The sequence below is a fragment of the Streptomyces aurantiaciflavus genome (genome assembly GCF_049808595.1).
In the GTDB taxonomy this organism is placed as follows: domain Bacteria; phylum Actinomycetota; class Actinomycetes; order Streptomycetales; family Streptomycetaceae; genus Streptomyces.
The window spans coordinates 187,910-199,850 of sequence record NZ_JBNCAQ010000008.1; the positions used below are offsets into that span (position 1 = coordinate 187,910).

The 11,941-nt window shown below is 75.6% G+C and carries 7 protein-coding genes; 5 read left to right on the forward strand and 2 right to left on the reverse strand.

From position 1 onward, the window contains the following. Positions 1–6 precede the first annotated feature (6 nt). Positions 7–1,623 carry a DUF5691 domain-containing protein gene (locus ACPT94_RS11550; protein ID WP_360332359.1) on the reverse strand — a complete coding sequence of 539 codons (1,617 nt, stop codon included), beginning with the start codon at positions 1,621–1,623 and terminating at the stop codon, positions 7–9. Positions 1,624–1,843: 220 nt separating this feature from the next. Next, positions 1,844–3,193 (reverse strand): SWIM zinc finger family protein, encoded by a 1,350-nt coding sequence (locus ACPT94_RS11555; protein ID WP_425245758.1) that lies wholly within the window; start codon positions 3,191–3,193, stop codon positions 1,844–1,846. Between the two features lie 145 nt (positions 3,194–3,338). Between ACPT94_RS11555 and ACPT94_RS11560 the strand changes: the two genes are divergently transcribed. The 5 genes from ACPT94_RS11560 (at position 3,339) to ACPT94_RS11580 (ending at position 11,773) form a co-directional block, all read left to right on the forward strand. After that, complete coding sequence (locus ACPT94_RS11560; protein ID WP_360332695.1) at positions 3,339–4,508, forward strand: ATP-binding protein; 1,170 nt, start codon at positions 3,339–3,341, stop codon at positions 4,506–4,508. A 106-nt stretch (positions 4,509–4,614) separates the two neighbouring features. Next, positions 4,615–7,353 carry a DUF5682 family protein gene (locus ACPT94_RS11565; RefSeq protein WP_425245759.1) on the forward strand — a complete coding sequence of 913 codons (2,739 nt, stop codon included), beginning with the start codon at positions 4,615–4,617 and terminating at the stop codon, positions 7,351–7,353. After that, positions 7,350–8,561 carry a VWA domain-containing protein gene (locus ACPT94_RS11570; RefSeq protein WP_425245760.1) on the forward strand — a complete coding sequence of 404 codons (1,212 nt, stop codon included), beginning with the start codon at positions 7,350–7,352 and terminating at the stop codon, positions 8,559–8,561. The genes ACPT94_RS11565 and ACPT94_RS11570 overlap by 4 nt, the downstream gene beginning before the upstream one ends. Positions 8,562–8,668: 107 nt before the next feature. Further along, the gene (locus ACPT94_RS11575; RefSeq protein WP_425245761.1) at positions 8,669–9,607 is read left to right on the forward strand and encodes a hypothetical protein; all 939 of its coding nucleotides are present in this window, start codon (positions 8,669–8,671) and stop codon (positions 9,605–9,607) included. A 150-nt stretch (positions 9,608–9,757) separates the two neighbouring features. Next, positions 9,758–11,773, forward strand: coding sequence for a hypothetical protein (locus tag ACPT94_RS11580; RefSeq protein WP_425245762.1), 2,016 nt, complete (start codon positions 9,758–9,760; stop codon positions 11,771–11,773). Positions 11,774–11,941: the final 168 nt, after the last annotated feature.

The following is an 11,941-nucleotide window of genomic DNA, read 5'->3' on the forward strand; positions in this document are numbered from 1 at the left end:
CCTGGTCTACGGAGCCCCCAGCTCCTCGCTCATCACCGCCCGCAACCGCAGCGTCGTGCCCAATCGCTGGAACGCCTCCGCCCAGTAGCCGCCGGCTCCGGGGGACGCGTCCTCCGGTTCGTCCGGTATCGCCAGCAGGGCGTCGAGGCGGCCCGCCTCGGCGGGGTCGAGGCAGCGTTCGGCCAGGCCCATCACTCCGCTGAAGCTCCACGGATAACTTCCCGCGTCCCGCGCGATGTTGAGCGCGTCGACCACGGACCGGCCGAGCGGCGGGGCCCACGGCACCGCGCACACCCCGAGCAGTTGGAACGCCTCCGACAGGCCGTGGGCGGCGATGAACCCGGCCACCCACTCGGCCCGTTCGCCCGCCGGAAGCGTGCCGAGCAGCTTCGCCCGCTCGGCGAGGGAGACCGCGCCCGGGCCGCCCGCCTCGGGCGCCGACGGCACCCCCAGCAGCGCCCGCGACCAGTCGGCGTCCCGCTGTCGTACGGCGGCCCGGCACCAGGCCGCGTGCAGTTCGCTCAGCCAGTCGTCGGCCACCGGCAACGCGACGATCTCCCGTGGTGTACGGCCGCCCAGGCGCGCCGGCCAGGTGGCGAGCGGGGCCGCCTCCACCAACTGGCCGAACCACCACGACCGTTCGCCTCGACCGGACGGCGCCTTGGGCACCACGCCGTCGCGCTCCATGGCCGCGTCGCACTCGTGCGGCGCCTCCACGACGAGCGTCGGCGTGTCCCGTGTGTGGTCGACGGCCACGCACGCGGCGGCCCGCACCGCCATCCGCGCGGCGAGCGCCGAGTCCGGCAGCGCCGACAGCAACTCCGCGGCCGTGGCCCGGACGTTGCGGCTGCGGTCGGCCAGGGCCTGTTCCAGGAACGGCTCGTCACGGGGGCCGAGGCCGGTGCGCAGCGAGTCGAGGAACATCAGCCGGTCCTCGGCGCGCTCCGTCGGCCAGGTCGCCGCGAGCAACGCGCGGGCGGCGTCGGGATCGCGGGCCCTCACCGCCGCGAGCAGGGCGACCCGCTCGGCGAACAGACCCTCCTGCCAGAGCCGGTCGATCCGGTCGGTCTCCTCCGGGCCCGGCAGGGACGCGCCTCCGCCCGGGGTGGCGCGCAGGGCGAAACGCCAGTCCGGGTTGAGCCTGGCCAGCCACAGGGCGCGCGGGCCGGCGAACTCCAGCGCCGCCGGGCGCAGGTCCGTCCGCCCACGGGCCGCGTCGAGCAGCGCGGGCAGGGCCTCGGCGGGCGCGGCGAAACCGCGGGCGTTCGCCGCCGCCAGCCACTGCGGCAGCAACTCCATGAGGTCCGGTGCGGTGCCCCTGCGGCCGCCTCCGCCGGAGCCGGAGCGGTCGGCCAGCAGCAGCCAGAGTCTGCGGGCCGCGGCGGCGGGCAGCGCCGGGCGCGGGTCCTCGGGCGCCGGTTCCGGCCGGGGCGCCGCCCGCCCGGGGCGCAGTCCGGCCCGACGCCGTACGGTCTCGGCGGCCGCCGCGTCCAGGAGGGCCGCCGGTGCGTTCCGGCCGGGGATCGCTCCCGGGGGAGTACGCCGGTCCGTGCCGAGGAGGGCCGCGGTGACCAGGTCCTCCCAGGTGGACGCCGGGGCCGTGGGGGTCGGAGTGCCGGTCATGGGGTTCCCTTCCGTCCCGTCGGGGTGTCTTCCGTCGGGTGTGCCGGGGTGGGCGAGATGTCGGTCGGGGCGGGTGCGGGGGTGGGCGGGCAGGGCGCCGTGCTGTCGAGGCGGTCGGCCGAGGGGTCGGCCGGGCCGGCGCAGTCGTGTCGGGGCGTGTTCTGCGGGGTGGGTGAGCCGTCGCCGGCCGGCACGGCCGACGGGGAGAAAGCGCGTCCGGTCAGCACAGTCGTACCGCCTCTCCCGGGCCTGTGGGCCAGGCCGTGAGAGGGGTGAAGCCTCGGTGGCCGTGCTCGCCGAAGACCTTGACCGGGGTGCCGCCGGAGAGGGCGATCAGGCGCCACAGACCGGGGCGGGAGGTGGCGGCCGGGGTGAGGGGGAGCGCGGTGTCCTCGCCGGCGTCCGCCAACTGCCAGGTTCTGCCGTCCGGGGTCGGTATGACGGCGTCCAGGGTGATCGGGACGGAGTCCAGCCAGGGGTCGCTGCGGAGGGCGGCGCCGTAACGGGCGGCCGCCTCGGTCGTCGTGACGCCCGGGGGACGGATGCCCGTGGGGGTGGGCGGGGCGAACTGCTCGCCGAGGGAAACCCGCTGCTGCCCGGAGCCCGGGTAGGCGGTCACCTCCGCGTCCAGGGTCAGGCCGACCGGCAGGGCGAGCTCGGGGGCGCGGCCGGCGGCGCCGTAGGAGAGGAGGAGGGCCGTGCGGCCGGAAGCCGTGCCGTGGAGCCAGATCCGGCGGGTCGTCAGTTTCGGGTCCGCCGTGTCGTACTGGGCGAGGACGAGCCAGTCGTCGCGCAGGGGCGGACCGGCCGGTGACGCGGGCAGGCCGATGCGGGCGCGGACCGTCTCCGCCAGGGCGGCCGGCAGGTGCTCGCGGTGCAGCCAGCCCTGGTCGAGGAGGTGAAGCAGCGCGCACTCCTCCAGCAGACGCACCGGCCAGCCGGGCCCGGAGGACGGGATCGCCCCCAGCTCCCGGACGCGGGCCGCCAGTCCGGGCGCCTGGGCGTCGACCATGCGGGCCGCCGTCTCCTCCCACAGCCCGTACCCCGCCTGTTCGGCCGTGGCCAGGCCGGAGCGCAGCAGGTCGGCGAGGCGCTGCTCCAGCTCCGTCGCTCCGGCGGTGACCCGCTCGGCACGGCGCTCCGCTCTTCTGCGCGCCGCCTCCGGGTCGGCGGACCCGGCACCCTGAGAGCCGGTCTCCCGTTTCTCCTGCGTCCGCCCGCGCCGGGCCGCGATCCACTGCTCGGCCCAGTCCGGTGCCTGCCCGGTCGGCACCGCCACCTCCCCGCCCGACCAGAGAAGCAGCAGCCCGAGCGCGTGCTTGCACGGGAACTTGCGGCTCGGACAACTGCACCTGTACGCCGGGCCCGAAGCGTCCGCGACGTCGACGACCGTCTGGTACGGCTTGCTGCCGCTGCCCTTGCACAGCCCCCACACCGTCCCCTCGTCGGAACTCCCCGTCTCGGACCACGGACCGGCCGTGCCGAGTTTGCTTCCCGCTTTGCGTGACACGGCGTCCGGCGCCAGTGCCAGCACCTGGTCCGTGGTCCAGCGCACCCCCTGCTGAGTCATGCCCTCGAAGGTAGATCCCCCCACTGACAATCGACCCCACGACCGCCGCCGCGAGCATGTTTCCGCAGGTCAGAGCGGATTGTCAGTGGGGTGGTGCAAGGTGGACACCAGATCCGAACCGGCCGAGCTGGAGGGGGCCTCAGCCATGTCCGTCACCGCTGAACCGACGTCCGCCGAACCGAGCCAGAACAAGTCCGCGCCCGCGAACGCGACGCCTGTGACCGAGGCGTCCGCGCAGCAGGCGCTGCGGCCCCACGCCGAGGACGCCTTCGCCGACGAACTTGCCGCGCTGGCCGCCCAGGACGACCGCCCGCGCCCCGCCCGCTGGAAGCTGTCGCCGTGGGCGGTCGCCACTTACCTCCTCGGCGGCACCCTCCCGGACGGCGCCGTGATCACGCCGAAGTACGTCGGCCCGCGCCGCATCGTGGAGGTCGCCGTCACCACGCTCGCCACCGACCGCGCCCTGCTTCTGCTCGGTGTGCCCGGCACCGCCAAGACCTGGGTCTCCGAGCACCTGGCCGCGGCCGTCAGCGGTGACTCCACCCTGCTGGTGCAGGGCACGGCGGGCACCCCGGAGGAGGCGATCCGCTACGGCTGGAACTACGCGCAGCTGCTCGCGCACGGGCCGAGCCGCGACGCGCTGGTGCCCAGCCCCGTCATGCGGGCCATGGCGGAGGGGATGACGGCGCGCGTCGAGGAGCTGACCCGTATCCCGGCCGATGTGCAGGACACCCTCATCACCATCCTGTCGGAGAAGACGCTGCCGATACCGGAGTTGGGGCAGGAGGTGCAGGCCGTCCGCGGCTTCAACCTGATCGCCACGGCCAACGACCGCGACCGCGGGGTCAACGAGCTGTCCAGCGCGCTGCGCCGCCGCTTCAACACGGTGGTGCTGCCACTGCCGGAGAGCGTCGAGGCCGAGGTCGACATCGTCGCGCGGCGCGTCGACCAGATCGGCCGCTCCCTCGACCTGCCGGCCGGAACCGACGGCATCGACGAGATCCGCCGCGTCGTGACCGTCTTCCGCGAGCTGCGGGACGGGATCACCTCCGACGGCCGGACGAAGGTGAAGTCGCCGAGCGGCACCCTGTCGACGGCGGAGGCGATCTCCGTCGTCACCAACGGGCTCGCGCTGGCGGCGCACTTCGGCGACGGCGTGCTGCGGCCGGGCGACGTCGCGGCCGGGATCCTCGGTGCCGTCGTCCGGGACCCCGCCGCCGACCGGGTCGTGTGGCAGGAGTACCTGGAGGCGGTGGTCCGCGAGCGGGACGGCTGGACGGACTTCTACCGGGCCTGCCGGGAGGTGAGCGCGTGACCGACGTCGACGGCGACCGCGGGCAGTACGTGACGGTGGGCTGTGGGGCGCGGTACGCGCCGGGGGACGACGACACGACGTGGACCCGCAGGCGAGGGGGGACGGGATGACCGACGGGGAGGTGAGGGGGGAGGTGATTGACGGCATGGGCCCCGCCGTGGAGCGGCCGCTGCTGCTCGGCGTACGGCATCACGGGCCGGGGTCGGCGCGGGCGGTCCGGGCGGCGTTGGAGGCGGCGCGGCCCCGGATCGTGCTGATCGAGGGGCCGCCGGAGGCCGACGCGCTCGTTCCGCTGGCCGCCGACGAGGACATGCGGCCGCCGGTCGCGCTCCTCGCCCACGCCGTGGACGAGCCGGGGCGGTCGGCGTTCTGGCCGATGGCCGAGTTCTCGCCGGAGTGGGTCGCCATCCGGTGGGCCCTGGAGCACGGGGTTCCGGCCCGCTTCGTCGATCTGCCGGCCGCCCACACGCTGGCCTGGGAAAAGGGCGAGAGCCCGGGCACTGGGCAAGGGCCGGAGGATGAGCCGATGGCCGACGATCTCCGTGTCGATCCCCTCGCCGCGCTCGCCGAAGCCGCCGGTCACGACGATCCCGAACGCTGGTGGGAGGACGTCGTCGAGCACCGGGGTGCGGGGCGGCGGGACCCGTTCGCGCCCTTCGCCGCGCTGGAGGAGGCGATGGGCGTCCTGCGGGAGACGAACGGCGACGCGGGCAGCGACCGGGACCCGGTGCGGGAGGCGTACATGCGGCTCCGGATGCGGGAGGCGCAGCGGGAGTTCGGGGACGCCGGCGTGGCCGTGGTGTGCGGCGCCTGGCATGTGCCCGCGCTGCGGCGAAGGACCGCTGTCGCCGCCGACCGGGCGCTGCTGAAGGGGCTGCCGAAGGTCAAGGCCGACCTGACGTGGGTGCCGTGGACGTACCGCAGGCTGGCCCGAGCCGGGGGGTACGGCGCCGGGATCGAGTCGCCGGGCTGGTACGGGCACCTGTTCGCCGCGCCGGACCGGCCGGTCGAGCGGTGGCTGACCAGGGTGGCGGGCCTGCTGCGCGAGGAGGACCGCATCGTGTCCTCGGCCCACGTCATCGAGGCGGTACGGCTGGCCGAGTCGCTCGCCGCGTTGCGCGGGCGGCCACTGCCCGGCCTGAGGGAGACGACGGACGCCGTGCGGGCGGTGCTGTGCGAGGGCTCGGACGTGCCGCTGGCGCTGGTGCACGACCGGCTGGTCGTCGGAGAGGTGCTGGGAGAGGTGCCGGCCACCGCGCCCGCGGTGCCGTTGCAGCGCGACCTCGACCGGCTGCAGCGCCGGCTGCGGCTCAAACCGGAGGCGGCGGAGCGGGAGGCCGAGCTCGACCTGCGCAAGGAGAACGACTCCGAGCGCAGCAGGCTGTTGCACCGGTTGCGGCTGCTGCACGTCGAGTGGGGCGAGCCGGTCGCCTCGCGCGGCAGCACGGGAACCTTCCGGGAGACCTGGCGGCTGCGCTGGGAACCGGAGCTGTCGGTGCGGGTGGCGGAGGCCGGTGTGTGGGGGACGACCGTGCTCGCCGCAGCGACCGCCAAGGCGCAGGCCGACGCCGTCGCCGCGAGCGGTCTCGCCGAGGTGACCGCGCTCGCCGAACGCTGCCTCCTGGCCGGCCTGCCGGACGCGCTGCCGACGGTCATGCGGGTCCTGGCCGACCGGGCGGCCCTCGACACGGACGTCGGCCACCTCGCCCAAGCCCTGCCCGCCCTGGTCCGCTCCCTGCGCTACGGCGATGTGCGGGGCACCGACACCGGCGCCCTCGCCGACGTCGCCGCGGGCCTCGCCGAGCGGGTCTTCGTCGGCCTGCCCCCGGCCTGCGCCGCGCTGGACGCCGACGCGGCCCAGGAGATGCACGGCCATGTGGACGCGGTGCACGGGGCGGTGGGGCTGCTGGAGGAGGCGGTCGGGCTGGCGGAGGAGCCGCGGGGCGCGGGGGACGCCTTCGGAGAGGGGAGTGGGGGCCCGGAAAGGGAGCGCGGGGACTCGGGGGAAAGAGGCGGAGGTTCGGCTGACGGCACCCCGGTCGCGCATCAGGCGCAGGAGAGGGTCGGCGAGCCGGGCGACGGCACCCCCCTCGCGCATCACGCGGGGCGCGGGGGTCCGGGCGAGGGTGCCTCCGTCGCGCGGCACGGTGATCTGAGGGGGCGTTGGCGGGGCGTGCTGCGGGTGCTGTCCGTGCGGGACGCCGTGTCGGGGGTCATCCGGGGGCGGGCTGTGCGGTTGCTGCTGGACGAGGGGGAGTTGGACGGGGACGAGGCGGCGCGGCTCATGGGCCTCGCCTTGTCGCCGGGGACGCCGCCGGGGGACGCGGCCGCCTGGATCGAGGGCTTCGTCGGCGGCGGCGCCGGGGGCGGCCTGCTCCTCGTACACGACGAACGGCTGCTCGGCTTGGTCGACGGGTGGCTGACGGGGGTGCCGGCGGAGGCGTTCACGGACGTACTGCCGCTGCTGCGGCGGACGTTCTCGGCGTATGAGACGGGAGTGCGCAGAACGCTCGGGGAACTGGTGCGACGGGGACCCGGGGAGCGGGGGGGTGCGGCGGGAGCCGATGCCGCGAGGGCCGGGTTCGCGGACGAGCTGGACGCGGGGCGCGCGGACGCGGTTCTGCCCGTGGTGCGGCTGCTGCTGGGGCTGGATCCGGGAGGGGGGCAGCGGACCGACGAACAGCGGCCCGACGACGACCGGCAGGACGACAGCGAGCGGCGGCTCGACGTGGACCGGCGGCCCGACGACGACCGGCAGGACGACAGCGAGCGGCGGCCCGACGCGGACCGGCGGCGCGACGCGGACCGGTGGGACAACAACGATTGTGCGGGGGTGGGGAGATGACGGCCGGTCCGGCTGTGGGTACCGATCCGGCTGGGGGTACCGGTCCGGCGGTGGCGACGGACCCGGTGCAGGAGCGGTTGCGGCGATGGCGGCTCGTGCTCGGGGGCGACGAGGCGGACGGCACCGGGTGTGCGCTGTCCGGGCGGGACGCCGCCATGGACGGGACGCTCGCCGCGCTCTACGGGAAGGGGGACAGAGCGCGGACGGGACGGGACCGTTCGGCGGGGCTCGGGGCGTCGGCGCCGTCGGTGGCGCGATGGCTCGGGGACATCCGGACGTACTTCCCCTCCTCCGTCGTGCAGGTCATGCAGCGGGACGCCATCGACCGGCTCGGGCTGTCCACACTGCTGCTGGAGCCGGAGATGCTGGAGGCGGTCGAGGCCGATGTGCACCTCGTCGGCACGTTGCTCTCGCTCAACAAGGCGATGCCGGAGACGACGAAGGAGACGGCACGAGCGGTGGTGCGCAAGGTCGTCGAGGGCCTGGAGAAACGGCTGGCGACCCGCACCCGGGCCACTCTCACCGGCGCCCTCGACCGCAGTGCGCGCGTCTCCCGCCCCCGCCACCACGACATCGACTGGAACCGCACCATCGCCGCCAACCTCAAGCACTACCTGCCCGAGTATGGGACGGTCGTGCCGGAGCGGCTCGTCGGGTACGGGCGGGCGTCGCAGTCGGTGAAGAAGGAGGTGATCCTCTGCATCGACCAGTCGGGGTCGATGGCGGCGTCGGTGGTGTATGCCTCCGTGTTCGGGGCGGTGCTGGCGTCGATGCGGTCGATCAGCACCCGCCTCGTCGTCTTCGACACGGCGGTCGTCGACCTCACCGACCAGCTCGACGACCCGGTGGACGTCCTGTTCGGCACCCAACTCGGCGGCGGCACCGACATCAACCGGGCGCTGGCGTACTGCCAGTCGCAGATCACCCGGCCCGCCGAGACGGTGGTCGTGCTGATCAGCGACCTGTACGAGGGCGGCATACGGAACGAGATGCTGAAGCGGGTCGCGGCGATGAAGGCGTCGGGAGTGCAGTTCGTCACGCTGCTCGCGCTCTCGGACGAAGGAGCGCCCGCCTACGACCGGGAGCACGCGGCCGCGCTCGCGGCGCTGGGCGCACCGGCGTTCGCCTGCACTCCCGATCTCTTTCCGGAGGTGATGGCGGCGGCGATCGAGAAACGCCCGCTTCCCCAACCGGCACCAGTGCGGTAACGGGACATGACGGGCCATCGGTAGGGGGCTTGCGCAACCTCGGGACTCGCGTGCAAGGATCGACGCGCCTCGACTCGTCTTGTTCGCCGCACGGAGGTTTCTCCCTCTTGGCCCGGCCCGCCGCTCTTTCCAGTGCCGCTCTGCGCGTCCTGCGCACGGCGGCCGGGCGGCGTACGCTCCAAGGCGCGCTGCTCATGGGCGGATTGTTCGCACTCGGAGTCCTCTTCGGGGGACAGGCGCAGGCGGCGGACGGTGTGTCGGCGTCTACGGCGACTCTTCTGTCCGCACCGGCGACGGCGCCGACGTCGGCGACGGCGTCGACGGCCGCACCGGCAACGGAAGCGACCTCCGCGCCCGCACCGACCTCGCAGTCGCTCGCCGTCCCGGCAAAGTCGGCTCCCTCCCTTCCGCCGGCCTCGAAGGCCCCCACGACGCCCGTGGGTGACAAGGTGGTGCGGTCGGCCGGTGAACTCGTGGAGGCGGTGACCGAGGAGCTGGCGGAGGCGCAGGTGGCTGTGCCGCCCGCGTCGTCGTTGCCGAGCCTCCCGAAGCCGCCGTCGTCGCTCTCGCTGCCGGCCCTCCCGGGGCTGCCCGACGTTCCGTCCCTGCCGTCGCCGCCGGTGCTCCCCGGGGACCAGCCGGCCAGGACGCTGCCGGCGCTCGTGGCGTCGGTGCCCCAGGCGGGCTCCGCCGTCACGCCGTCGTCGGACCGGCACGGGCCCGCCGGGCCGGCGGTGCCCATGTCGTCGTACGGGCCGTGGGGTGCCGGGAGGCAGACCGGGGCGGGCGTGGCGGCGGACGGCGTGGGGCACCGGGCCGTCGCGCAGGTCCGTCAGGCGCCCGCGCACCGGGCGCCCGCCGGTGACCCGGACGGTGTGCTGGGCAACGCGCCGGTGGTGGACAGCGGAACCTCGCGGCACGGTGACGCGCACGCCGTGACGCCGTATCACCGGGTGCCGCTGTCGCTGGTGCCCGGTAGTGGCGTGCGTACCGACGCGGCCGAGACCCAGGACAGGTACCGGGACATCCCCGTCTTCCCCGGCTAGGGCAGGCCTTCCCCCCGCCAAGACCTGCCGCGCGGGGGCGGAGACAGGTCTGCCCGCCCGCCCCGGAGCCCTTCCCCTGCTCCGGCGCCGGGATGTCCCCAAGCCTTCCGAAGTCTCGGAACCTCAGGATCTGAAGGATCTGACGTACGCATGAACAAGAACATCCGTCGTTCCATCGTCATAGCCGCCGGCGTCACGGGCGCGTGGGCGCTCGGTTCGGCCGCGGCCTCCGCCGACGAACTGTCCGCCTCGTCCCTCTCCCTGCCGGACGCGACCGCCGGGGTCGACGACACGCTCGGCACGGTCACGGACACCGTCACCGTCTCCGACACCCTTGGGACCGCCACCCAGGCCGCCAAGGCCACCGCGACCACGGGCACCACCCAGGTCGCCGGCAAGGCGGCGGGCACCGCGGGCCAGGCCCGCGGCGCGGCCGACGCCGAGAGCGCTGTCCCGCAGGCCGCCTCCAAGATCCGCGGCGGGCAGGCCATCCAGGGTGCCCGGGCGGCGCGGGCCGCCACCGCCGAGGTCACGGCGACGGCCCACTCCGAGACCGCGTCCACCGCCGGGGCCGTCGCCGCGAAGGCCGACCGGACCACGGACACGGTGGCCACCGCCGTCTCCGGCGCCACCACCCCGTCGGTCCCGACGGACGGTACCGCCGTCGACTACCTCTTCGGCCCTCTCTCCGCCTTCGCCCCGGAGCTGGAGCAGGCGCTCGCCGCCGCGCAGACGAAGCTCGCGGGCGTCCAGTCGGCGGCGCGTGCGCAGGCGCAGGGCGTCGACGGCGTCGTACGGACGAAGGCCCGGCACGTGGTCGCGGGCGCGGGCCGTACGGCCGAGGGTGTGCGGGGCGCGGTGTCCGGCGTGGAGGGCCGGGTGGCCGGCGCGGGTGCCACCGCCGTGGGCGTGGCCGGTGCAGGCGTGAGCGCGGCCGGCGCCGGCGTCTCCGCCGTGCCCAGCCATGTCCTCGGCACCGTCGCCGCCGTCCCCGGGACGGTCGCGCCGGTCGTGGACGAGACGGCCGCCGCGGTCGTCCCGCCGGTGGCCGGCTCCGCCGTGGACGGGGCGCTCCCGGTAGCCACCGGCGCGGTGCACGGGGTCACCCCGGTCGCCGGGCAGGCGGTGGCCGGTGTCACCCCCGCCGCCGAGCACGCCGTGGGCGCGGCGACCGCGCTGGCCCAGGGGGCCGTCGCCGACGTCCGGACGGTCGCGGACGGGGCCGTGCAGGGCCTGCGGCCGGTCGTCGGGGGCGTCGTGGCGGACGTACCGCCGTACGCCACCGGACTGGCCGGCGAGGCCGCCCACGACACGGCGGCGGCCGTCCTGCCGCCCGCCGCCCACACGGCCGTGCGGGGAGTCGTGCCGGTCGCCGGGCAGGCGGTGGCGGACGCCGGGGCACTGGCGTACGGCGTCGGCGGCGACGCCGGTTCCTTCGCGCAGGAGGCGACCGCTCCCGTCGGTCCCTTCGCGCACGGGGTGACCGGCCCGGTCGGCGGCCTCGCCCAGGACCTGACCGGCACGGTCGACGGTCTCGGCCACGACGCGAGCGGCACCGCCGGCCACCTCGCCCAGGACCTCACCGGCACCGCCGGCGGCTTCGCCCAGGACCTGACCGCCCCGGTCGCCCCCTTCGCGCAGGCGGTCGGGGCTCCCGTCGCCCCCTTCGCACAGGAGGTCGTTGCCCCGGTCGCCCCCTTCGTCCAGGAGGTGGCGGCCCCCGTCGTCTCCCTCGCCCAGGACGTGACGGCTCCCGTGGGGCCCTTCGCCGCGCACGTGACCGGCACCGTGGCGCCCTTCGCCCAGGACGTGACCGGCACCGTGGCGCCCTTCGCCCACGGTGTGACCGGCACGGTTGACGGTCTCGGCCACGACGTGAGCGGCGTCGCCGGCGGCCTCACCCACGACGTGGCGGGCACCGCCGGTGGCTTCGCCCAGGGACTGACCGCCCCCGTCACGCCGTTCGCCCAGGACCTGACCGGCTCGGCGGCGGGCTTCGCCCACGACCTCACCGGCACCGTCGGAGCCACCGCGCAGCCGCTGGCCGGGCACGCCGTCACCGGAGTGGCGGGCGTCGCCGAGGGGGTCACCCCCGCCTACGCCCAGGACGCGGCGGGCGCGGCCGCGGCCACGACGACCGCGACGGCCACCGCGTACCGCATCTGAAGCCGTCCCTGCCCCCGGCCCGGCCGGAAACCCGTCCCTGTCCGAAACCCGTCTCTGTCCGAAACCCGTCTCTTCTCAGCAACCTGTCCCTGTCCGAAACCCGTCCCTTCCCTTCGCCCGCGTACGTACTGACTGCGCGGGACCATGCCTCCGCGGGGCCCGAACGAC

Coding starts and splice junctions, on each gene's coding strand:
- ACPT94_RS11550 (WP_360332359.1), bottom strand. CDS start 1,623: ATGACCGGCACTCCGACCCCCACGGCCCCGGCGTCCACCTGGGAGGAC.
- ACPT94_RS11555 (WP_425245758.1), bottom strand. CDS start 3,193: ATGACTCAGCAGGGGGTGCGCTGGACCACGGACCAGGTGCTGGCACTG.
- ACPT94_RS11560 (WP_360332695.1), top strand. CDS start 3,339: ATGTCCGTCACCGCTGAACCGACGTCCGCCGAACCGAGCCAGAACAAG.
- ACPT94_RS11565 (WP_425245759.1), top strand. CDS start 4,615: ATGACCGACGGGGAGGTGAGGGGGGAGGTGATTGACGGCATGGGCCCC.
- ACPT94_RS11570 (WP_425245760.1), top strand. CDS start 7,350: ATGACGGCCGGTCCGGCTGTGGGTACCGATCCGGCTGGGGGTACCGGT.
- ACPT94_RS11580 (WP_425245762.1), top strand. CDS start 9,758: ATGAACAAGAACATCCGTCGTTCCATCGTCATAGCCGCCGGCGTCACG.